The 21,811-nt window shown below is 31.9% G+C and carries 23 protein-coding genes; 7 read left to right on the top strand and 16 right to left on the bottom strand.

Annotated elements, in window-relative coordinates:
• Nucleotides 1–590: 590 nt before the first annotated feature.
• The 3 genes from perR to KA893_RS12010 all read right to left on the bottom strand — a co-directional run bounded on the left by perR (nucleotide 591) and on the right by KA893_RS12010 (nucleotide 2,545).
• Complete coding sequence (gene perR / locus KA893_RS12020; protein ID WP_002482869.1) at nucleotides 591–1,037, bottom strand: peroxide-responsive transcriptional repressor PerR; 447 nt, start codon at nucleotides 1,035–1,037, stop codon at nucleotides 591–593.
• A 95-nt stretch (nucleotides 1,038–1,132) separates the two neighbouring features.
• Entirely contained in the window at nucleotides 1,133–2,083 is a 951-nt protein-coding gene (locus KA893_RS12015) for a phosphoglycerate dehydrogenase (protein WP_002482868.1), read from the bottom strand.
• A 6-nt stretch (nucleotides 2,084–2,089) separates the two neighbouring features.
• Complete coding sequence (locus KA893_RS12010; protein ID WP_002482867.1) at nucleotides 2,090–2,545, bottom strand: peroxiredoxin; 456 nt, start codon at nucleotides 2,543–2,545, stop codon at nucleotides 2,090–2,092.
• Nucleotides 2,546–2,627: 82 nt separating this feature from the next.
• Between KA893_RS12010 and KA893_RS12005 the strand changes: the two genes are divergently transcribed.
• Together KA893_RS12005 and KA893_RS12000 are read left to right on the top strand one after the other, a co-directional pair.
• Nucleotides 2,628–3,917 (top strand): glutamate-1-semialdehyde 2,1-aminomutase, encoded by a 1,290-nt coding sequence (locus KA893_RS12005; protein WP_210125843.1) that lies wholly within the window; start codon nucleotides 2,628–2,630, stop codon nucleotides 3,915–3,917.
• 75 nt (nucleotides 3,918–3,992) lie between these two features.
• Nucleotides 3,993–5,087, top strand: a complete 1,095-nt coding sequence (locus KA893_RS12000; protein ID WP_002482865.1) for an FUSC family protein — start codon at nucleotides 3,993–3,995, stop codon at nucleotides 5,085–5,087.
• A gap of 283 nt (nucleotides 5,088–5,370) precedes the next feature.
• Here KA893_RS12000 and KA893_RS11995 read toward each other — a convergent pair whose 3' ends face one another.
• The 3 genes from KA893_RS11995 to mutY all read right to left on the bottom strand — a co-directional run bounded on the left by KA893_RS11995 (nucleotide 5,371) and on the right by mutY (nucleotide 8,961).
• Entirely contained in the window at nucleotides 5,371–7,107 is a 1,737-nt protein-coding gene (locus KA893_RS11995) for an ABC transporter ATP-binding protein (RefSeq protein ID WP_037538138.1), read from the bottom strand.
• 194 nt (nucleotides 7,108–7,301) lie between these two features.
• Nucleotides 7,302–7,844: a nucleoside tri-diphosphate phosphatase gene (gene ntdP, locus KA893_RS11990; protein WP_002482863.1), complete on the bottom strand. Its 543-nt coding sequence runs from the start codon at nucleotides 7,842–7,844 to the stop codon at nucleotides 7,302–7,304.
• A gap of 70 nt (nucleotides 7,845–7,914) precedes the next feature.
• The gene (gene mutY, locus KA893_RS11985; RefSeq protein WP_037538136.1) at nucleotides 7,915–8,961 is read right to left on the bottom strand and encodes an A/G-specific adenine glycosylase; all 1,047 of its coding nucleotides are present in this window, start codon (nucleotides 8,959–8,961) and stop codon (nucleotides 7,915–7,917) included.
• A 119-nt stretch (nucleotides 8,962–9,080) separates the two neighbouring features.
• Between mutY and KA893_RS11980 the strand changes: the two genes are divergently transcribed.
• Complete coding sequence (locus KA893_RS11980; protein ID WP_002482861.1) at nucleotides 9,081–10,058, top strand: metal-dependent hydrolase; 978 nt, start codon at nucleotides 9,081–9,083, stop codon at nucleotides 10,056–10,058.
• A 74-nt stretch (nucleotides 10,059–10,132) separates the two neighbouring features.
• On the opposite strand, the gene KA893_RS11975 is transcribed toward KA893_RS11980, so the two are convergent.
• From KA893_RS11975 to KA893_RS11945, 7 genes are all read right to left on the bottom strand, one after another.
• The gene (locus KA893_RS11975) at nucleotides 10,133–10,966 is read right to left on the bottom strand and encodes a sugar ABC transporter permease (protein ID WP_069825938.1); all 834 of its coding nucleotides are present in this window, start codon (nucleotides 10,964–10,966) and stop codon (nucleotides 10,133–10,135) included.
• 9 nt (nucleotides 10,967–10,975) lie between these two features.
• Complete coding sequence (locus KA893_RS11970) at nucleotides 10,976–12,508, bottom strand: ATP-binding cassette domain-containing protein (protein ID WP_041079974.1); 1,533 nt, start codon at nucleotides 12,506–12,508, stop codon at nucleotides 10,976–10,978.
• A gap of 14 nt (nucleotides 12,509–12,522) precedes the next feature.
• Complete coding sequence (locus tag KA893_RS11965) at nucleotides 12,523–12,837, bottom strand: YfhH family protein (protein WP_011302789.1); 315 nt, start codon at nucleotides 12,835–12,837, stop codon at nucleotides 12,523–12,525.
• Nucleotides 12,815–13,633: a recombination regulator RecX gene (recX, locus tag KA893_RS11960; RefSeq protein WP_115340508.1), complete on the bottom strand. Its 819-nt coding sequence runs from the start codon at nucleotides 13,631–13,633 to the stop codon at nucleotides 12,815–12,817. The genes KA893_RS11965 and recX overlap by 23 nt, the downstream gene beginning before the upstream one ends.
• A 213-nt stretch (nucleotides 13,634–13,846) precedes the next feature.
• Nucleotides 13,847–14,659 (bottom strand): monofunctional peptidoglycan glycosyltransferase SgtB, encoded by an 813-nt coding sequence (sgtB, locus tag KA893_RS11955; RefSeq protein WP_115338455.1) that lies wholly within the window; start codon nucleotides 14,657–14,659, stop codon nucleotides 13,847–13,849.
• A gap of 262 nt (nucleotides 14,660–14,921) precedes the next feature.
• Complete coding sequence (locus tag KA893_RS11950; RefSeq protein WP_011302786.1) at nucleotides 14,922–15,440, bottom strand: type 1 glutamine amidotransferase domain-containing protein; 519 nt, start codon at nucleotides 15,438–15,440, stop codon at nucleotides 14,922–14,924.
• A 91-nt stretch (nucleotides 15,441–15,531) separates the two neighbouring features.
• Entirely contained in the window at nucleotides 15,532–15,708 is a 177-nt protein-coding gene (locus KA893_RS11945) for an SE1561 family protein (RefSeq protein WP_002482854.1), read from the bottom strand.
• A 202-nt stretch (nucleotides 15,709–15,910) separates the two neighbouring features.
• Here KA893_RS11945 and yfkAB point away from each other — a divergent pair, with 202 nt between their 5' ends.
• Nucleotides 15,911–17,050 (top strand): radical SAM/CxCxxxxC motif protein YfkAB, encoded by a 1,140-nt coding sequence (gene yfkAB / locus KA893_RS11940; protein ID WP_210125841.1) that lies wholly within the window; start codon nucleotides 15,911–15,913, stop codon nucleotides 17,048–17,050.
• Between the two features lie 75 nt (nucleotides 17,051–17,125).
• On the opposite strand, the gene KA893_RS11935 is transcribed toward yfkAB, so the two are convergent.
• The 3 genes from KA893_RS11935 to KA893_RS11925 all read right to left on the bottom strand — a co-directional run bounded on the left by KA893_RS11935 (nucleotide 17,126) and on the right by KA893_RS11925 (nucleotide 19,316).
• Nucleotides 17,126–17,647 carry an acyl-CoA thioesterase gene (locus KA893_RS11935; protein WP_037538134.1) on the bottom strand — a complete coding sequence of 174 codons (522 nt, stop codon included), beginning with the start codon at nucleotides 17,645–17,647 and terminating at the stop codon, nucleotides 17,126–17,128.
• Nucleotides 17,648–17,860: 213 nt separating this feature from the next.
• Nucleotides 17,861–19,099 carry an aminopeptidase gene (locus KA893_RS11930; protein ID WP_041079969.1) on the bottom strand — a complete coding sequence of 413 codons (1,239 nt, stop codon included), beginning with the start codon at nucleotides 19,097–19,099 and terminating at the stop codon, nucleotides 17,861–17,863.
• 13 nt (nucleotides 19,100–19,112) lie between these two features.
• Nucleotides 19,113–19,316 carry a DUF1128 family protein gene (locus KA893_RS11925; protein ID WP_002482850.1) on the bottom strand — a complete coding sequence of 68 codons (204 nt, stop codon included), beginning with the start codon at nucleotides 19,314–19,316 and terminating at the stop codon, nucleotides 19,113–19,115.
• A gap of 134 nt (nucleotides 19,317–19,450) precedes the next feature.
• On the opposite strand from KA893_RS11925, the gene KA893_RS11920 reads away from it, so the two are divergent.
• The 3 genes from KA893_RS11920 (at nucleotide 19,451) to KA893_RS11910 (ending at nucleotide 21,790) form a co-directional block, all read left to right on the top strand.
• Complete coding sequence (locus KA893_RS11920; RefSeq protein ID WP_037538133.1) at nucleotides 19,451–19,915, top strand: low molecular weight protein-tyrosine-phosphatase; 465 nt, start codon at nucleotides 19,451–19,453, stop codon at nucleotides 19,913–19,915.
• Nucleotides 19,916–19,921: 6 nt separating this feature from the next.
• On the top strand, nucleotides 19,922–20,206 hold the full coding sequence (locus KA893_RS11915; protein ID WP_002482848.1) for a hypothetical protein: 285 nt from the start codon (nucleotides 19,922–19,924) through the stop codon (nucleotides 20,204–20,206).
• Nucleotides 20,207–20,617: 411 nt separating this feature from the next.
• Complete coding sequence (locus KA893_RS11910) at nucleotides 20,618–21,790, top strand: YihY/virulence factor BrkB family protein (protein WP_002482847.1); 1,173 nt, start codon at nucleotides 20,618–20,620, stop codon at nucleotides 21,788–21,790.
• Nucleotides 21,791–21,811: the final 21 nt, after the last annotated feature.

The following is a 21,811-nucleotide window of genomic DNA, read 5'->3' as shown; positions in this document are numbered from 1 at the left end:
ATTCAGTTTTCAATGTTCATTAATACGTTACAAGAATTTATTATAACATTAAGTTTTTGTTAAGTCAACAATAAATTTTTGTTGTTTTTTATTAAGTTTGTTGCGTTTTTTAACTCAACATTTAATATTGTATTATCTTTCAACTATATTAACAAGTGTCAAATTTACACTTTTGATAATTTCTGTTGATTCGATTTATATTGCAGTGCGTCGTGTTTTGACGACTTTTATATAATATCAAGATTATTTATAACCGTCAATAAAAAATACAGATCTTTTTAGTTTAATTTTACTACGGATATTACCAAATATCGTTTAAATGTATTTAAATTTTATTTTGTGTAAATAGATCGTGTAACCAATTTCACATTTTGATTACTTTATTACCTTTTCTTATTATCATTAAGTTAAATTCATATTAGTTAATGTTGAAAAATTAAATTCACCTTTTTAAAAATGCACTTTATTAAATCACTTACTTCTATAATAACTAAAAGTGAAAGAAGGGACTTACTGAATAGTAAGTCCCTTCTTCATGATTAAAATTGATTTTAAAAATAGCTTTGCTTAATTATTTCTCATCATCAAGTTTATTTATCTTGGCAATCTTTGCATAACCCATATATTTCCATACGGTGATGCGTTACATTAAAGTCTGTTACGTGTTGTGCTAACTGTTCCACTTCATCTAGTTGTGGATAATGGAAGTCAACGATTTTACCACATTGTTCACATATAACGTGATAGTGATTGTGTGTACTAAAATCAAAACGACTCGAAGAATCTCCATAAGGAAGTTCTTTAACGATACCAATATCTTTAAATACACGTAAATTATTATATATAGTAGCAACACTTATATTTGGAAAATCAGGTGAAAGTGCTTGATAAATTTCATCTGCTGTCGGATGAGTATGTGAAGCAATTAAAAATTTAAGAATTGCCTGTCTCTGTGGAGTGATTCTTACACCATTATTTCTCAATGAAGTAATCGAATCCTCTAATTGATGCTCTATCGTTTCCAACTCTGCACTCATTCCCCTCACCATCTTTCTATTTAAGAATTATTATTACTTAATATTAATATAACTGTTCACATGGGGAAATGTCAATAAACAAAGCTATAAACACATCAATAGCCATTCAAAGGATTTACGACATTCTCAATTAGTTCATTGTTATTGAGAATGGATTTTAAATTTTTCTCAAATATACCTGTCACTTCGCTTTTATTTTCATTACCATTACCTGTAATATGCGCTGTAATCGTTACATTATCCAATTGATATAGGTCATTACTCGGTTGCAATGGTTCATTTTCAAATACATCTAAGTATGCATGTCTAATTAATTTTTCTTTTAAAGCTTCTATTAAAATTTCTTCTTTAACTACTGTGCCTCTGCCTACATTGATAAAAAGACAATTATGGTCCATACATTCAAAATGCTCTCTTTCAAGTAGATGAATTGTACCTTTGGTTTCTGGCAAAGTGTTTATTACAATATTCGCTTCCTGCAACGCTTCTTTCAATTCATTGATTGGATATATCTCACTAAACCCTTCAATAGTATGTCCAGTTGTATTAACACCCATCACTGTCATGCCCATAACATTTGCAATTCTCGCTGTTTGTTGAGCTATGCTTCCTGTTCCTATAAACAATATCTTTTCTCCACTTAATCTTGATCCAGTTAACGAAGAATCATAATATTTATTTTTTTGATTTATGTAGGAAGTTCTCATCTTTTTATAATCATCTAATATGTACGCAAATATAAACTCCGACATCTGTTTTGCATGTACACCTTTAGCGTTCGTTAGTTTAATATTATGCTTGCTTATGTATTCTAAAGGCAAGTTGTTTACACCTGTGGCATACCAAGCAATCCAATTTAAATTAGGACATTGTTTTAAAAACGATTCATCCAATTTACCATCATAACCAAATAATATTTCTAAAGTTTCTCTGTCCTTGTCATCTATATCTGAGAGACCATTGCTAAACACAAAGTCTACATTTGGAAAGTGTGCTTTCAATTCATTTTCTAAATCGCCCAATTTCATTAGACTGACTGCTTTCATTTATGCTCACCCCAAGATTTGTTTTAATTCATCTATTTGCGTTTTCACTTTAACTTTTTCAATTATATCAATAATTTGACCAGTTTCATCTATTACAAAGGTTGTTCTCACTATACCCATGGATTCTTTTCCAAATGATTTTTTCAGTTGATATACACCAACCGCTTCAGATAATTTATAATCTGTATCTACAAGTAAGTCAAAATTTAGATCTAATTTGTCACTAAAATTCTGATGTTTCTTTTTGCTGTCACCACTAATGCCATAGACACTGGCATTAAGATCATTAAATAAAGCGATATTATCTCTAAAATCGCACGCTTCTGTAGTACATGTTGGTGTATTATCTCTTGGATAAAAATACAAAACTGCCTTTTTACCTTTAATCGTCTCATTCGTGATTAGCTCACCATTTTGATTTTCTAATTCAAATGAAGGAAATTGATCTCCTTTTTTCAACATATAACTCACCCTATTTCTTTTTATGATTAATTTTATGATACGATAATAAGCGAAAATATTAAATTAAAAGAGGTTGATAATAATGAAATTTACTGAAAGTGAAAAACTTCAGAAATTATCTGATGAATACATTTTGGGTGGCGTTAACTCTCCATCGCGTTCTTATAAAGCAGTAGGTGGTGGCGCACCTGTAATGATGCGTTCAGGTAAAGGCGCTTATTTATACGATGTGGATGGTAATAAATATATAGATTATTTACAAGCATATGGCCCTATCATCACTGGTCATGCACATCCACATATTACAGAAGCAATACAAAAACAAGCAGCGTTAGGTATACTATATGGCACGCCAACTGAATTAGAAATAGAATTTGCAAAAAAATTGCGCGATGTTATTCCTTCCTTAGAAAAAATCAGATTCGTCAATTCTGGTACTGAAGCCGTTATGACGACAATTCGTGTAGCACGTGCTTATACAAAACGTAATAAAATAGTTAAATTTGCTGGTCAATATCATGGACACTCTGATCTTGTTTTAGTTGCAGCTGGTAGTGGCCCATCACAATTGGGTTCGCCAGATTCAGCAGGTGTACCATTGAGTGTGGCTCAAGAGGTCATTACCGTTCCATACAATGATATAGATGCTTATAAAGAAGCAATCGATTATTGGGGAGATGAAATTGCCGCTGTTTTAGTTGAACCTATCGTTGGTAATTTTGGTATGGTTGAGCCAAAACAAGGCTTTTTGGAACAAGTTAACGAGATTACACACAATAATGGAAGTCTTGTTATTTACGATGAAGTCATTACTGCTTTCCGTTTCCATTATGGTGGCGCTCAAGATTTATATAAAGTTTACCCTGATTTAACTGCTTTCGGTAAAATTATTGGCGGTGGACTCCCAATTGGTGGTTATGGTGGCAAACAAGAGATAATGGAACAAGTAGCACCATTAGGTCCGGCATACCAAGCTGGAACAATGGCTGGTAATCCCCTTTCAATGAAAGGCGGTATTGCATTATTGGAAGTATTAGAACAAGACGGTGTTTATGAACAATTAGATGCACTAGGTAAACGATTAGAAGATGGTTTACTTTCTTTAATTAACAAACACAATATAACAGCAACAGTCAATAGAGTATACGGGGCACTTACGCTATATTTCACAAATGAAACGGTTGTTCATTATGACCAAGCGGAAAATTCAGATGGAGAAGCTTTCGCTAAATTCTTTAAACTAATGTTAAATCAAGGTATAAACTTAGCACCTTCTAAATTTGAAGCTTGGTTCTTAACTACTGAACATACAGAAGAAGATATCGATTCTACGTTAAAAGCTGTCGATTATGCTTTTAGTCAAATGAAATAAACTTGAAATTTACTGCTAATAATTGTATAACAAGTATAAACACAATTATTATTAATATATTAAGGAGCGGTACATTTGAAATTAGGAGCCCGTATTCTCAAGACAGGTATAGCCATTATACTTGCTTTGTTTATCGCTTCTCTACTACCTAATGAAGCTGGTTTGAAAGCAATTGCTGGGGTCAGTGCGGTTGTTGCAATGCAGCCTAGCGTATTTCGATCAATTAAAACTGTCTCTGACCAAGCAATAGGTAATGTTTTTGGTGCATTACTTGCTGTAGCAATGGTTACGGTATTTGGAGATAATGTTGTAATTATGGGTGTAACCGTAATATTATTAATTGCTGTACTTTTCCGCTTTAATTTAGCACATGTTGCTACCTTAGCTAGTGTGACAGCATTAATTATTATGGGACAACACACAGGAGATTTTTATGTTTCTGCATTTTATCGTTTTGTGCTCGTTATGATTGGTGTAATCAGTTCTTCAATCGTTAACCTAGTATTCTTACCACCAAAATTTGAATCAAAAATTTATTACAACTCTTTAAATATTTGTTCCGATATATTTGTTTGGTTCAAATTAGTCTTAAATGATACATCTGAATACCATCATATTAAAGAAGATAGAGGCGTAATTAGTGATAGAATTAAAAAACTAGAACAAACATTTGTTTATTATGAAGAAGAACGACCTTTAACTAAAAAACAAAGGTATGCCCAAAACAGGAAAAAAATACTTTTTAAAGAAGTGGTTAGAAGTACGCGTCATGCCTATGACGTGCTGAAAAAAATGAATCGCTACCAAAACGATTTACACAATTTGAATCATGAATTGCTATTACAGATTAAATTAGAAATTGATACGTTGATTGCATATCATGAACAAATATTTATTAGCCTTTCTAAAAAAGCAAAGTATGACGTTGGCCAATTTGAAAATCAAATTGAAAATCCACAAAAGAAAGAACTAATGGATGCCTTCCAAAAGGAACTTATTAGAAATCCTTATCAAACGATGTATTCATACGCAAATGTCATGCAAATCATTTCAGCTATTGAAGAATATCGTTACACATTAGAACATTTAGACAGATTACGTATTAGTTTCTTCTCATACCATAACAATGACAATGAAATTGATATTTTAGACGAAGATTTTGATTTATAACTAATTATCGCATAGTGCAGCTAACATAAGCTGTACTATGCGGTTTTTTTATCAAGCGTCATTCCACAATGATATGCCATGTTTAAAATACCTTATTATCTAGTTAACAAAGATAAAACGAACGATTTTTGTGTATAAAAAAGCGAGACAAATATCAAAACTGATTCAGTTTGATTAGTTTGCCTCGCTTTTTTTAATTTTTATAAACATCATTAACATAATTAAATATAACTTATAGATTTAATTGTTCACATATTAATTGATTATTTCGAATAACGAATATTTATAAATTTTGAATACTATATAAATGTTCGTAAGCACCTTTTTTAGCTAATAAAGCTTCATGGGAACCCACCTCTACAATTTCACCATTTTCAACTACCACTATTTTATCTGCATGTGTGATCGTCGACAATCTATGTGCCACAATTAATGTTGTTCTATTTTCACTTAATACTGTCAATGCATCTTGAATGATAGATTCACTTTCTAAATCTAATGCACTTGTTGCTTCATCTAGGATAATGATTGGAGGATTATTCAAGAAGATACGCGCAATGGATACACGTTGTTTTTGTCCTCCTGACAATTTAACGCCTCTCTCCCCGACTTCAGTATCGTAACCCTCAGAAAGTTCCATAATAAAATCATGTGCGTTAGCCATTTTCGCTGCTTTAATAACCTCTTCATCCGTAGCATTCGGTCTACCCAGTAAGATATTTTCTTTAATTGTATCTGAGAATAAGATATTATCTTGCTGTACTAATCCAATTTGATTTCTCAAACTGCCAGTTAAATAAGATTTAATGTTCGTACCATCTATCTTAATTTCTCCCCCTGAAACATCATAAAATCTCGGAATAAGATTAATTAATGTCGATTTACCACCGCCACTCATGCCAACGAATGCAACTGTTTCACCTTTATTAATCTTCAAATTAATATTATTTAATATAGTTGCTTCTTCTAAATTATACTTAAAGCTCACATCGTTTATCTCGATATCGCCTTCTTTAATTTCAAGCGGAAGTGCGCCTTTTTTATTTTTAATATCATAACCTTCATCCATCAATTGAAAAACACGATCCATGGATGCGAAACTTTGCGTTAATGTAGTAAATGATGACACTAATCTACGTAATGGACCAAATAATTGTTCTAAATATCCTACAAACGCAGCTAAAGTACCAACCGTGATAGATCCATTAATAGCTAAGAAAGCGCCCGAACCAATAACAATTAATGGGCCAACATCTGTCACAGTATTAATTGCTGAAAATGAATACGCATTCCAACGCGTATGATTAAACGCTCTCTGCAAGAAATTTTGGTTATGTTTATCAAAATTTTGTGCTTCATTATCTTCAATTGCAAAGCTTTTAATTACTGACATACCTTGAACACGTTCATGTAAGAATCCTTGAACTTCAGCCAACGCCTGTGATCTTTTTCTGGTTAAATTTCTTAAACGCCCAAAGAAGAAATATACAGTCAATATATACACAGGGAAAATAACTAATGCTGCTAACGTCAGTTTTACATTTAAATAAAACATAATCGTCAATGCGATAACTATCGTTATACAATCTAGCCATATATTCATTAGACCAGTTAATATAAAATCTTTTGTTTGCTCTACATCATTAATCACTCTTGAAATAACTTGACCTGCTTGATTATTAGCATAGAAACGTGCGCTTAATGCTTGTAAATGATTATATAATCTTTTCCGTATATCATATAAAATTTTGTTACTTGTCCATTGCGCCAAATATTGTCTTAAAAATTCAATTGGTGGTCTCACAATTACAAAGATGAATACTGCAATGCCCAATGCAATACCTAATCTAGTGAATTTTTCCTCCGCTGTAATCGCTCCATTATTTATGATATCGTCAATAACGTACTTTATTAATAATGGAATTAACATTGGAATACCGAATTTTAAAATTCCGACAAGAATTGTAGCAATGATTCGCCATTTATATGGTTTTACAAATTGTAAATATCTTCGAATCATAAATTTATTTCCTCCCCACACTTACTCGCAAATGAAACAGCCTGCGCTGAATTTCAACGAGGCTGCTATAAACGGACGATCTTTAATTGTTTATGTTCATTTGCCATACCATTTTTCAAATAAAAGATTTTGGTTGCTATTAATTACACGCATACCACTATATAGGATAATTTAATTAAAAACATTAAATGTGCTTAATAATTTCTAATTTTTTTATATCGTTCACGCCAAACTTTTATAAAATCAGGAGCAAATGGACCTTTTTTCTGTTCAATCCATTGTTGTAAGATATCTACATTGCGCCTTAAAATGACATCAATATCTGAAGAATAATTCATCTGTCTCATATGTTGTTCATATTCATCTTCATCTAATAAATGATACTTACCATTTGGATATACTTTAATATCTAAGTCATAGTCAATATATTTTAACGCTTCATCATCACACACAAACGGTGAAGATAAATTGCAATAATAATAGACGCCATCTTCTCTAAACATACATATCACATTAAACCAAAATTCTGAATGGAAATATACAATTGCTGGCTCACGCGTAATCCAAGTACGACTATCACTCTCTGTGACAAGCGTATGATCATTTCCACCTATTACAACATGTTCCGTACCTTTTAATATAGTAGTTTCAGACCAAACACGATGAATATTCCCATCATGTTTATAACTTTGTATTTTTATTGTCTGACCTTCTTTAGGTATGGATTCTTTTACCATGCTCCACACCACCTTTTCTTAATTTCACATTATAAATTATAACATAACTAAGTAGACTACACCGAGTCTATCAATGCGATAATAAAAATTTATATATTTTTGTCATGCTCACTGGAAAATTATAATCTTCTTTTTCATCTAAATTCATCCACTTCATATTGTTAGGTAAACTTATTTCATCTTTGTTATTAATTTCCTGGTCTGCTAAATAAACTTCAATGTCCCAAGTTAAATGTGTAAATTGATGTTTCAATTTATAAGCTGGTTGTTCTGAAAATTGGATATTTGTATTTAAAATTGAATTAATTTGATGTTCCGCTTCCGCTTCATACATCGGAAATTCCCACATATTATTCAATAATTTTTGCATACGTTTTTCAATTAATACTTCATTATCTTGCGTTTTAATGATGTAAACATGTTGCTTAATATGTTTCTTTTTAACTTTAGTGGTTTTCACAGGTAATGTTTCAACTGTACCGTTTAAAAATGCTTCGCAATGCTCTTGTACGGGACAAAACATGCACAGCGTATTTTTCGGTGTACAAACCAATGCGCCTAATTCCATCATAGCTTGATTAAATGTACCAGCGTCACTTTCGACATAAGACTGTAACTCTTTTTCAAATGCCTTTCTAGTAGATTGTAATTTAATATCTCGTGTATCATTATTTAGCCTCGACCAAACTCTAAATACATTGCCATCTACCGTTGCTAGAGGTAAATCAAATGCGATACTCATTACAGCAGCTTGAGTATATGGCCCTACACCTTTCAATTTCCCGAACGTTTCTGGATGATTCGGTACTTCTCCATCAAAGTTATGATGTACATCTTGAATGGCAGTATGAAAATTTCTAGCACGACTATAATAACCGAGCCCCTCCCAATATTTAAGCACTTCATCCTCCTGTGCATTACTTAAATCTGCAATAGTAGGAAATCGATCAATAAATTTATGATAATAGTCTATTACCGTTTTAACTTGTGTTTGTTGGAGCATAACTTCACTTAACCAAATATAATATGGATTTGAGGTTTCTCGCCATGGCATCTTTCTCTGATTTTTATTAAACCAGTCAACTAGATTTTTTTTGAATTTTGGTTCATTAAGCATAAAGCACATCACTTTCTATTTTCTAAAATTTTTCTATATGATATATAGTGTGTTATTTTTAATATTGGACGTATTAGATTATAATGAATATATTATAGACATGAAATGAGTGAATACTTATGGATACAGGAACACATATTGTCATGGGTATCGGACTCACAGCATTAGCGACCCAAGACCCTGCCATGGCGGGATCTTTTGCAGCCACTGCTACAACTTTAATAGTTGGTTCATTAATTCCGGATGGTGACACCGTTTTTAAATTAAAAGATAATGCTACTTATATATCAAATCATAGAGGCATCACACATTCAATCCCTTTTACAATTTTATGGCCTTTGTTCATTACATTATTAATATTTACATTCTTTAAAAATGTAGATACGACCCATGTCTGGTTATGGGCGCAACTTGCCGTATTTCTTCATGTATTTGTGGATATATTTAATTCTTATGGTACACAAGCACTTAGACCCATTACAAATAAATGGATTCAACTCAGTGTTATTAATACATTTGATCCAATCATATTTGTATTATGGTGTATAGGTATATTACTGTGGATTGTTGGCGTACATCCATATCTCGCATTTTTCCCAATCGTTGGCATACTTGTTGTATATTATATTATTCGCTTTAGAATGCAAGCGATTATAAAACAACAAGCATTGCGACAAATTAAACAAGAACACAATCCTGTAAAAGTATTTGTTGCACCAACAATAAGGTTTATGCAATGGCGCGTCGCAGTACAAACGGAAATGCATGATTATGTTGGTCGTAGCTATGGAAGAAACATCGTATTTAGTGACAAATCGAAACGTCAATCATTCCCAAGTGATGATTTAATGCAATATGTAAAAGACGATAAAAATATTAAAACATTTCTTAATTTCTCGTCAATATATCGTTGGCAATCACGCAAATTAAATGATAATACCACAGAAATTAGATTAATCGATTTACGTTATCTAAAAAATGGTCATTACTCATTTGTTGCAATTGCACATTTAGATGAACATATGGTTATCGATCATTCTTATATTGGTTGGGTTTTCAGTGAAGATAAATTACAACGTAAATTATTTGCTAAATAAAGTAATTAAAAACTGGAGGTACGCGTTATTAGTAACGTAAACCTCCAGTTTTTTTATCTTTTAAGTAACTAACATTATTTATTTTCATCTGCTTTATCTTCTAGATTTTCAGAATTTTCGTTCTCTGCTTGTTGCTTATATGAAGCAACATATGAATATTTTTTATGCGCAATACTTCTATATAATGCATAAATAATGACACACACTATTGCTAAAAATAATAGGAAGTATATATGCTGTGGTATATTATTTAGACTCAGCGTTCCTAATACAACCGACTGTGAAATCCCTTCAATTATATAATATAAGGGATTGAGCATTAAAATATGCGACACTAATGTCGTATTTGTATTAGGTATGAAAATAATTGGAACAATGAAAAACATGACTGCACTTACAATATAATAAATTATATTGATTTTGTTACTCACAATTGCTATTAAACCTAGTACTGTAGAAATAACTACAATAAATACTAATGACATAGCAACAAAGAATAATGTAGATAGCACCGAACTTTCAATATTTACGGGTGTAGCTAAAATTATCATTATAAGTGAAATGAACATCACCAAACTAAACAATAGCGCTATGATAATATTTTGAAAAATTGGATTGATATTAAATAATTTTCCAGTAAAGTAATCACGTTTAAATGTGTTAAAACTTTGATATATCGCAATCCAAATATATGCAAAACTCATCACCGCTGCTAATCTAAAAAAGCCTCGTGCTTGTTTAATTTCTTCCGTACCATTCATTTTAAATATCAACATCATTATTAAGAGTACTAACATACTTACTATAAAGGGTATTACTAACCACATCCATTGCGATTTCAAACGCTGGTACGCATGTTTAATGAGATGTGGTGTATTTATAAAATAGTTAATCATACTATCAATCATTTTTCACACCTACAATTCGATATAAATCCATTTATTATTTTTCATATCTGCCATAAAATACCCATCACCCGATTTTGTTATCCAAAAATTAGTTTCAATATTAAATTTTTCTTTTAGTTTTTGTTTATCTTTTATAGGAATCGTAAAACCAACTAATTTATTTTGATCATTAAATAACATCGATATCGGTTGTTGAACGATGGGTACAACAAAACGGTCATCTTTACCACTTTCAGGTACGAGCGAATCGGTCACCGTGCTATGTTTTTTATGCAAATGGCTATTAAAGAACTCATTATAGTTACTATAATTTTTATGCATATAGGGTGCTAATGCACTTGCACTATGTTCTTCAAACAAGCTTGCTGGATCAAAATAGCGTAACTTGTTCTTTGCAACTTTATAGTTATTGTTATCAATTTCAATACGATAATTTTTTGTGTTTTCACCTGTTATCGTAACAAAAGCATATTTATCTGCTTTTATTTTTTTACCATTCGACATATTTTCTAAACTTATCGCATCTTTTAAAACAATGCCATATGCTAATTTTTCTTCATACGGATTTTTTTGTTGGTTTTGTATTGTCGTTTGATCATCATTTTTGCCTATTTCAAGCTTACCTAAATCATTAAACATTAATAATGCCATGATGACCATACCTAATAAGAACACAATAAACAATGTCCAAAAACGGACAAGTGCTACTGGTGGCTTAGCATGATTATAGCGTTCAATACGTTTGAAATTATAGGTTAACTCAGGGATTCTTGTTCTGCTTTTTTTCCAATCAACGTCAAAATTAGATTTTTCTTCTTCACTCGTCAATGATAGCCGATCTTTTTCATGTTCTCTAAAAGCAGGTAATACTTGGTTAAGCGATCCATCCATTCTAAGCTGACCATGTGAAATCCACGCAATATAATTACTCGTTCGTGAAATTCGTTCTATATTGTCATCGATAAGTATTATGGTCAAATTTTCATTTATGTATTCGTTCGTTAGTTCAATCGCTTTTTCAAAGTAACTTTCATCTAAATAACTCAGTATTTGGTTCATTACAATAATACTGGATTTTGATGTTCTCGCTAATGTGAATTGCAATCTCGCATAGGCTTCATCCGTCAAACTTTTAATAGGTGTATTTATATCTTCTTGAAGATGGGCAAACTTAATAATCTGTTCTACTTTATGATCAGATGTTTTATAAGGAAATAACGTGGTTACATTTTTCACATAATCTATCACCGTCGTAGATTGAAGCAATTTATCTTCGATATCTGCAAAGAATATATCTTTCTTTCTAACAACTTTACCCTTATCTGGTTTCATTTCACCACTTAATAAACGCCCTATCAAAGATTTTGAGGAGTCGCCTTCACCAATAATACCTAGTGCTTCTCCCTGATAGATATGTAGATTAATATTATTCAATTCAATATCTTCTGCATCATATCCAAATGGTAAATACCATTTTTTAGATTTTTTATTTCTATAATAATGAGTTACATTGAGTAACTTTAATATAATTGAACTACCCATCTATCGTCATCCTTCTATAATTTTAATAATGCAATTGGTAAACCTTCTTCAGGTTCTGCACTTTTTATTCTAAAGCCCCAAGCAAAAACACCTTTTAATCTTTCAACTTTAAAATAATTCTCAGTCCCGTCATTTAACTTATAAATTCTACCGATTTCTATTTTTGTTCTATCTACCAAATAGCTCTCGGCAATGATGACCTTACTTTGATAAACATCATATTCATTAAATATCCCATTCATCTCTGCTTTTCTCATTTTTTCTTTGTAACCTTGAATTTCGTGACGTAACTCAACCTCACTCATTTCACTCAATTTCTTCTGTTCCATCTACAATACCACTCTCTTCCAGTTTAGCTTTAATTTTATCATATTTATAGCCTTTTCTCATAAGACCTTCTATTGTTTTATTAATTAATTTTCTGCCTGAAAATTTTCTTGAATATTTATTGTAAACCTTCTCTAGTTCTTGTTGTAACAAACCGTCTAATTCTGCTTCAGGTTGTGAGAAGTCCATTTCATCCATCACTACTTTTATTATTTCAAAGCTATAACCTTTTTGCATCAAAGCTTGCGATAGTTTTTCTTTCCTTTTAACTGTAGGACCTTTTTTTTGTCTTAATATTTTATTTGCAACTTTAATAATATCTTCCATTGGTTGTTCGTTCTCATAACGCTCAGCATATACATCAATAATTGTTTGTTCAACACCAGCATCTCTCAATTTTTGTCTGAAAATACCTGGCCCCTTATCTGTAGTAAGTATCATAGTGTTTTTTAAACTATTAGCATAGTCTTCATGATCGATTAGTCTTTGCTCATGACAATAGCCAATGACACTTGCTATAACAGATTCGGAAATTTCTTTCTTTTGTAAATGTTGTATCACTTCATGATCTGTTCTTTTTCTATAAGATAAAAATTGGATTGCTACATTCACTGCTTGTCTATATTGGTCATACTTTTGGATTTTTTCCATGTCAGCAGCATCAACGATTTGACCTTTTTTTAAATTGAAATGTACATAAGTATCCATATCGATACCCATTTCAAATTCCTCATCTAAATATAAATTAAAACGCTCTTTATTTTTCTTTTGTACTTCTATTTTTGTAATTTTAGGCATTATCCTCACTCCACTTCTAAGGATAACGCATATTGTTTGGTAATGGAATCATAGTGACTAGCTTAATTAAAATGCTTAAAGATTTATTAATCTAAAAAGTGTGAGGATACAAAATCAATCACTCTTTTTGATTTCGTACCCTCACACTTAGTTATTTTTATTTTTTTAAATCTCTCTTATAAATACCATTAAAAATTAAGCGCTATTTTGATATTAAACACCTAGTTCTTGAATTGCATTCTCGTATTGACTATTTGAAATATAACCTTGCTGCTTCATTTTTTCTAAATCTGTTTTAACACGGTTAGTAAAATTATCTGACATGTCATTGATATTATATACACTTGGGGCATTTATCTTGCTTGCTAATATAGCACTTTGTAATACCGTTATTTGTGGTAAATTTGGATTGTTTTTATCAGTCGTTACCCCAAAATAGTGATTAGCAGCAGATTCAATCGTGTATTGGTCACTCCCATAATAGATGTTATTCATATAAAAACTTAAAATTTCATTTTTATCATATTCTTTCTCTACTCTATGTGCCACGAACAACTCTTTAATTTTTCTAGTAATTGACTGTTCATTATCATAGTAATAGTTTTTAACTACTTGTTGGGTAATGGTACTTCCACCTTGGACACTTTTGTCACTCAATGTTGAAAATAATGCACGTGAAGTTCCTTTCACATCAAAACCATGGTGTTTATAAAAGCGTTCATCTTCCATAGCAATGAAAGCACCTTTTGTATAATCTGGCATATCTGATGCAGAAACAAAAGATTCTTTTTCTGTTATATTCTTCAACTCATCTGTATCAGCACTAAGTGATAATGCATACATGACGCCGATGATTATTCCAATAATAATTAAGATGGGAATGAGTAGTTTTAAAATGATACCTTTACCTTTTTTCTTTTTCTGCGGTTTATTCACAGGTTTAAAATACGTATTATGATGTAATTGATTTGAATCATTTGAGTCGTTTGGTTTGTTGTACGTTTTATAACGATCGCTTCTTTTCATGCGGTAGCTCCTTTACGTTGCTCTCATATCATTATAAGTGAGTGTATCAATAGTTTAAATGTTTATCTATAGCTAATTGCAAAAATCGGTCCAAGGGTGTATGAATGTGTCCACATGAAGTTTTACAACAATGCGTTTTTGGTTATTATGTCTAACTTAGACAACAAAAAAACTGGAAAACGACAGGTATTTTATACTACCTATCGCTTCCAGTTATGAAACTAACTCACGAAAAACTATTTTAATTACTTACCTATACATATTAATCGTTTAATTGATTTACAATTTCTCTATTAAAATCATCTAAATCATCTGGTGTACGGCTTGTAACGATATTTTTATCTACTACAACTGATTCATCAACGACTTGTGCGCCAGCGTTTGCTAAGTCTTTACGCACATTTAATACTGCAGTTAAAGTACGTCCATTTAAATCATCTGTATCAATTAAAATTTGAGGTCCGTGACAAATTGCGAATGCTGGTACATCATTTTTAGTAAAGTATTTCGCAAAAGTACCATATCTGCCTTCAGCATCGCCACGTAAGTGGTCAGGAGAAAAGCCACCAGGAATTAATAAACCATCAAAGTCTTCAGGTTTTGCGTCAGCAATACTAACGTCTACCGCAACTTTTGTGCCATGTTTACCTACGACTTCACTATTCGCTTGATCACCTATAACAACTGTTTCATGTCCCGCTTCTTCAATCGCTTCTTTAGGACTAGTTAATTCAATATCTTCAAATTCATTTGTTAAAATGATTGCTACTTTTTTAGCCATTAATAATCACCTTTCTCTATTTATGTTCTACGTTATATATAGACTAAAACTTGAAAGTTTAAACATCGGCCTAAGATAGCATTCAATTAACTTATTTATCTTCTGATGATTTTGAAACAGTTTTAACTTTTTCTTCAAGTTGATCGAGCAAACCAATCCACTCATCTATATCTTCTACGCGCACTTCGTCCGGATTTACGTGATCGATATCATCAATAAATTTTTCTAATCTTGCTCTAATTTGATCAATTGTTTGATTTTCATTCATTTTAAAAATGACTCCTTTTTATAAGATAGTATAATCCTAACATGGATTTGACAAAATTTGGTATAGTCTTAATAATATTAAGGTGAAATATTAGATGTGAGACACATACGATTATTCATAAATTTGTATACACCGTTCCCTATACAAATAAAGTTTAGTATATACTCATAGCAGATAAAAGTTAAAAAAGGAAGTTTTAATTATGTTGAATTTGTATGCATCAAATGTTAAGAAACCAATTTCAATTCATAACGACCCGTGGGAAGCATACAATGATATGCAAGAACACGATCGTTTGACGTTAAGTAATATCGAATTTACGACGACGAATTTATGTAATATGCGTTGTAGTCATTGCGCTGTCGGTTATACATTGCAAACCACAGACCCAGACCCGTTACCTATGGATTTAATTTATCGCCGTTTAGATGAAATTCCAGACCTTAAAACCATGTCTATCACAGGTGGCGAACCTATGTTTTCAAAAAAATCCATAAGAAATGTTGTAAAACCCTTGTTAAAATATGCACATAGCCGTGGTATCTATGTTCAAATGAATTCTAATTTAACTTTACCATTAGATCGTTATTTAGATATTGCTGAATATATTGATGTCATGCATATTTCACATAATTGGGGAACAATTGATGAGTTTACAGATGTAGGATTTGGTGCCATGGACAAGCAACCTCCATTAAAAGCAAAACTGAGACTGTATGAACAAATGTTATCTAATTCCAGTAACTTATCTCAACAAGGTATGTTTATTTCTGCCGAAACGATGTTAAATCAAAGCACTGTACCCCATCTTGAAAAAATACATAATGAGATTGTCCATGATATGAAATGTCAAAGACATGAAATTCATCCCATGTACCCTGCTGATTTTGCTAGCCAACTAGAAGTGCTTTCTCTTAAAGAGATGAAAACAGCAATCCATCATATTTTAGATATTCGTGATCCAAATTTATGGATGCTATTTGGTACATTACCTATTTATCCATGTATCAAAGATGAAAATGATCAAGCCTTATTGCAAAGACTGAGAGATACACCGAATGTAACGATGAGAAATGACCCTGATGGACGCAATAGATTGAATGTGAATGTTTTTACAGGTAACGTCATAGTTACTGACTTTGGTGATGAAAATGGTACTATTTCTAACATTAAGCATGATAAATTACCAGACGTATTTAACCATTGGCTTGCGACACCTTTAGCTCAATCACTTAATTGTCATTGTTCCGAATTTAGTTGTCTTGGACCCAATGTACTTGTTAAAAACATGTACTACCCTAATACGGATTTTAAAAAGAAGGAGAAAATCATGCACCGTTGAAATGCAACGTATAACTAAAAAAGCGAAAGTTGTTATTTAATCTAAAGTGATTAACTGTACAACTTTCGCTTTATTTTATTCTATATTTTGTACATTGGATAAAAATTCTATCGTTTCTTTACTTTCTTGTCTGCGCTCTTTCCTACGTTTTACCCTAGCAAGTGCTGTGTCATGAAACCATTTTTCTGTTTGTGTTTCTGGATATACTTGTGGGACTTCTTGTGGTTTCCCATTTTCATCTAAAGCAACAAATGTTAAAAAGCTAAGTGCCGCTAAATGACGTTCGCTCTTAACAACACCTTCAATAATGATTTGTACACAAACTTCCATCGAAGACTTACCAGCATACGAAACCATTGCTTCGTAAGAAATGATATCCCCTGTTTTAATAGGTTTTAAAAAGTCGACTGAATCTGTTGACGCAGTTACCACTTGTGAATTGCTATGCTTCGTCGCCGTAATAGCAGAAATCTCATCTACATTAGCCATCAATATGCCACCAAACATCGTGTGAAGATGGTTCGTATCTTGTGGGAATATTTGTCTTTCTTTTATACTTCTAGATTCCGACATTGATTTGCTTGCTACATTTCCCATAATTTTAGCTCCCTTTTCAATTCTCAATGACATAAACTAAGGAGTGAGTCCGAAATCAGCATAATATAGATTTCATATCCTCACTCCTAATTTAAATAACATCAGACTTTATCATTTTTTGTAAATGTATTTAATATGATTTAACACCTATGCTTACTTTAATCGCTTATTAGCACTTATTTGATTTATAAAATAAAAAATGTTTCCATTACATTATTTTGACCAATTACCATTTTCAAATACAAGTTCTTTTTCATCATCTTGTGTTATTCCATAAATAGTTAGATCAGGGCTTCCAATCATAAAATCTACATGAATTAATGAGTCATTCAACCCATGCGCTAATTTTTCTTCCGTAGTCATTTCTGTGCCACCTTCAACATTAAATCCATAAGCTGAACCTAATGCAATATGACAAGATGCATTTTCATCAAATAATGTATTGTAAAAAATAGTGTTACGATTTGAAATTGGCGAATCATCAGGTACAAGTGCGACTTCTCCTAATCTTCTTGCACCTTCATCGGTATTTAGTAAATCTCTTAATACATCTTCGCCTTGATCAGCTTTAAAATCAACAACCTCACCATCTTTGAACGTTAATGTGAAGCCGTCAATGATATTACCATTATGACTAAGTGGCAACTTATTTGTGACATGACCATTTACATTTAAGCGATGTGGTGCGGTAAATACTTCTTCAGTTGGGATATTAGCAACAAAAGCTTGGCCTTCACTCGTATAACTCGTAGCATCTTCCCAAATATGTCCTTCCGGTAGTCCAATAACTAAATCCGTACCTTCTGAAATGTAGTGCAGTGCTTTATAATTTTTATCTTGTAATTTACGCGCGTGAATACTTAAATTTTCTACATGGTTTTTCCAATTTTTAACTGGATCATTACCATCTACACGCACGATGTCTAATACTTCATCAATAAATTTACTATATGCTTCTGTTTCAGTCAGGTCAGGATATACGCGTTGTGCCCATGCTTTTGAAGGGAATGCTGCCACACACCAAGGGAATTGATTCTTTTGACTTGCTTCCATATAACCTTTATAAGCAGTAGAATATTGTCTTTGATATGTCGATAACTTTTCACTATCAATACCATTCAATAGATCTGGATCTTGTGTAATGAGTGCTAAGTTGGCTGCACCACGTTTCACATAGTCCATACGTTTTTCAACTTCATATGATTTCACAGCGTCTTTCTCAAAAAATTCAACAGATTCATATTCAAATTTCAAACGCGATAACTTGTCATCGCTATATTCTACTTTAACGTCAGAAGCGCCACGTTTATATGCCGCTTCAACTATGTAATATGTTAGTTCTAATGCATCGACACTAGAGCGAATAAATACTGGTTGATCCTTTTGAACATTCATGCCCACACCAACTAATAGTTCGGCATATTGTTGAAGTTTATCTTGTAATTCTGTCATATGGTAACTCCCCCTATTTACGAATTTGACCAAGTGCATCAGCGATTGCCGATGCTTCACTCGGTGTAAATGATGCTTTTGATGTTACATATTCATGAATTTCACGAATTTCTTGTTCATCTGCTGATTTATAATTATCTGGATCAATCAAACTTTGATTCACAAGATTTAATCTATCTCTTATTTCTTCTATCATTTGTTCTATACTTTTTGCCACAAAATTCACCTCTTTTTCAATTTATTTTATCAAATTTACCTATCTTGTAAAACTTTTATGGCAATTACCCTTTTGAAATGATTAAAAAAGCTTTAAAATGGGAAAGAGGAGTATATAAATTTGGAGGTACACAAATGATTACAGTAGCATTCGTATGTTTAGGAAATATTTGTCGTTCACCTATGGCAGAAGCAATCATGCGACAAAAATTACTTGATAGAAATATAAAAGATATAAAAGTTACCTCTAGAGGCACAGGGCAATGGAACTTAGGTGAGCCACCTCATGAAGGTACACAAGCCATTCTATCTGAACATGACATACCTTTTGATGGTATGATTAGTGAACTGTTTGAATCAAACGATGACTTTGATTACATTATTGCAATGGATCAAAGTAACGTTGATAATATCAAACAAATTAATCCTAATATTAAAGGTCAATTGTTTAAACTATTAGAGTTTAGCGATATGACTGAAACAGACGTTCCAGATCCTTATTATACAAATAATTTCGAAGGCGTCTATAAAATGGTACAATCATCTTGTGATAATTTAATCAATTTTATAATTAAAGATGCAAATTTAAGAGAGGAGTAACACATCATGCAAAACAAACTCATTCCAGGAATTTTATTAGGTGCCGTAATTGGAGGCGCAGCAACATTAGCTGATAAATCAACACGTCAATCTTTAAAACAATCTATTAAAGACAGAAAAGAAGGTACGCGTTCTCAAAAACCTTCTGCAATCAATAACATTAAAGACGAAGTGTTATATTGGAAAGACGTTGTAGAAGAAATCAGACGTAACAATCCAGAATTAGAACGTTCAATCAAAGATGCAAAAAATACTTTTGTAGAGCGTAAGAATAATCGTTTAAACGGCTAATTCTACTTATTTTTGTATTTCAAACATAAGCTTCAATAAATGATTTAAGAGCCTGGGATGTATGACATATCTCAGGCTCAATCATTATGTTAACTTTGCTTTGTAATATCAATTTTGTGTTTATATACGAATTTACAAACGGTTGCATGCATTTATATCATTGTCTTAATATTATGTAGGTTTAATTATTATGATGCATTACCGTATTTTCACATTAATAACACTTCATTATTTACTTAGGTTTTAACATTCATTTGATACTTACGCATACACATATGCATTATTCTATTTTTTTATTAATCTAATTATCTATTTTTCCGAAAGAAAATAGCGTCACATATTTACCTAAACTAGATTTTAAAGTATATTAAAATGTATATTGAAAAATATCAATACATAAGGAGATTAGATATGTCTAAAAAAGATAAAACAACTTCTAACTTTTTGAATGAGGCAAAAAGTGTAGAAGAAAATGACAAACAGTCTAATGAAACAAATGGTCAACAAATCAAACGCGACCGCACTTACATCACACCTGATGAATTTAAATCTAAGTCACCTAAGAAAGATAACCAAGCATTCTTTGTTTCACGTATCAATAAACCAGCAAAATATACTAAAGATTCAAATTTTTTCTCATATCTTGTATATAGAATTGGTAAAGATGACGCATCAGGACTGTCAGCACAGTTATCTTATTATTTCATGCTTTCATTGTTCCCAATGCTACTATTCTTACTCTCTATCGTACCAGTTGTTGGTGTGAAACAGTCGACGATAAGAGATTTAATAAAAGATCATGTGCCATCTGATTATGCACCTCAAGTTTCAAGTATAATTGGTGATATTATGGACAATGCGAGCGGTGGATTACTATCTATCGGGTTAATCGCAGCATTATGGTCCGCATCTAACGGAATGACTGCGCTAATGAATGCCTTTAATGTTGCTTATGACGTTGAAGATAGCCGAAATTTTGTAGTTGCTAAACTTTATAGTGTATTATTCACGCTTGCCATGATTATCGTTATGCCAGTTGCACTCGTGTTACCTACATTTGGGCAACAAATTGGTGATCTGCTATTCGGCCCGCTAGGCCTTGGAGATCAAGTAAAGTGGCTGTTTGATACAATACGTTTTGTATTACCTGTAATTGTTGTTCTTATAGCATTCATGGTGTTATACACATTAGCTCCTAATGTTAAAATTAAATTATTGTCTGTTATTCCAGGCGCTATATTTGCAACAATCGTCTTCTTAGGTGGGTCATATTTATTTGGATTTTATATTTCAAACTTTGCTAATTATTCTAAAACATATGGTAGTATTGCCGGTATTATCATCTTAATGTTATGGTTATACATCACAGGTTTCATCATCATCATTGGTGCTGAAATCAACGCCATCTTCCATCAACGTAAAGTGGTACGTGGTAAAACACCTGAAGAACAAACCTTGGACGATATCGAACATAATAGAAATACATCTATTGCAGATAATCAAGATTCTGAAAATAAAAATACTGATATTACATCATCAAACAAAGCAGTTAATGATGTAGATACATCGAAAAATAACGGATAATATTAACTAATCCCCCTCAAA

Source organism: Staphylococcus sp. GDY8P126P (assembly GCF_017891965.1).
GTDB classification, from domain to species: domain Bacteria; phylum Bacillota; class Bacilli; order Staphylococcales; family Staphylococcaceae; genus Staphylococcus; species Staphylococcus saprophyticus.
The sequence above is the reverse complement of the archived record's forward strand: the minus strand, read 5'-3'. Positions and strand labels throughout refer to the sequence as shown.

Bases quoted from the DNA above. Each gene is read 5' to 3' on its own strand.
- perR (WP_002482869.1), bottom strand. From the start codon at position 1,037: ATGAGTGCAGAGTTGGAAACGATAGAGCATCAATTAGAGGATTCGATT.
- KA893_RS12015 (WP_002482868.1), bottom strand. From the start codon at position 2,083: ATGAAAGCAGTCAGTCTAATGAAATTGGGCGATTTAGAAAATGAATTG.
- KA893_RS12010 (WP_002482867.1), bottom strand. From the start codon at position 2,545: ATGTTGAAAAAAGGAGATCAATTTCCTTCATTTGAATTAGAAAATCAA.
- KA893_RS12005 (WP_210125843.1), top strand. From the start codon at position 2,628: ATGAAATTTACTGAAAGTGAAAAACTTCAGAAATTATCTGATGAATAC.
- KA893_RS11995 (WP_037538138.1), bottom strand. From the start codon at position 7,107: ATGATTCGAAGATATTTACAATTTGTAAAACCATATAAATGGCGAATC.
- ntdP (WP_002482863.1), bottom strand. From the start codon at position 7,844: ATGGTAAAAGAATCCATACCTAAAGAAGGTCAGACAATAAAAATACAA.
- mutY (WP_037538136.1), bottom strand. From the start codon at position 8,961: ATGCTTAATGAACCAAAATTCAAAAAAAATCTAGTTGACTGGTTTAAT.
- KA893_RS11980 (WP_002482861.1), top strand. From the start codon at position 9,081: ATGGATACAGGAACACATATTGTCATGGGTATCGGACTCACAGCATTA.
- KA893_RS11975 (WP_069825938.1), bottom strand. From the start codon at position 10,966: ATGATTGATAGTATGATTAACTATTTTATAAATACACCACATCTCATT.
- KA893_RS11970 (WP_041079974.1), bottom strand. From the start codon at position 12,508: ATGGGTAGTTCAATTATATTAAAGTTACTCAATGTAACTCATTATTAT.
- KA893_RS11965 (WP_011302789.1), bottom strand. From the start codon at position 12,837: ATGGAACAGAAGAAATTGAGTGAAATGAGTGAGGTTGAGTTACGTCAC.
- recX (WP_115340508.1), bottom strand. From the start codon at position 13,633: ATGCCTAAAATTACAAAAATAGAAGTACAAAAGAAAAATAAAGAGCGT.
- sgtB (WP_115338455.1), bottom strand. From the start codon at position 14,659: ATGAAAAGAAGCGATCGTTATAAAACGTACAACAAACCAAACGACTCA.
- KA893_RS11950 (WP_011302786.1), bottom strand. From the start codon at position 15,440: ATGGCTAAAAAAGTAGCAATCATTTTAACAAATGAATTTGAAGATATT.
- KA893_RS11945 (WP_002482854.1), bottom strand. From the start codon at position 15,708: ATGAATGAAAATCAAACAATTGATCAAATTAGAGCAAGATTAGAAAAA.
- yfkAB (WP_210125841.1), top strand. From the start codon at position 15,911: ATGTTGAATTTGTATGCATCAAATGTTAAGAAACCAATTTCAATTCAT.
- KA893_RS11935 (WP_037538134.1), bottom strand. From the start codon at position 17,647: ATGGGAAATGTAGCAAGCAAATCAATGTCGGAATCTAGAAGTATAAAA.
- KA893_RS11930 (WP_041079969.1), bottom strand. From the start codon at position 19,099: ATGACAGAATTACAAGATAAACTTCAACAATATGCCGAACTATTAGTT.
- KA893_RS11920 (WP_037538133.1), top strand. From the start codon at position 19,451: ATGATTACAGTAGCATTCGTATGTTTAGGAAATATTTGTCGTTCACCT.
- KA893_RS11915 (WP_002482848.1), top strand. From the start codon at position 19,922: ATGCAAAACAAACTCATTCCAGGAATTTTATTAGGTGCCGTAATTGGA.
- KA893_RS11910 (WP_002482847.1), top strand. From the start codon at position 20,618: ATGTCTAAAAAAGATAAAACAACTTCTAACTTTTTGAATGAGGCAAAA.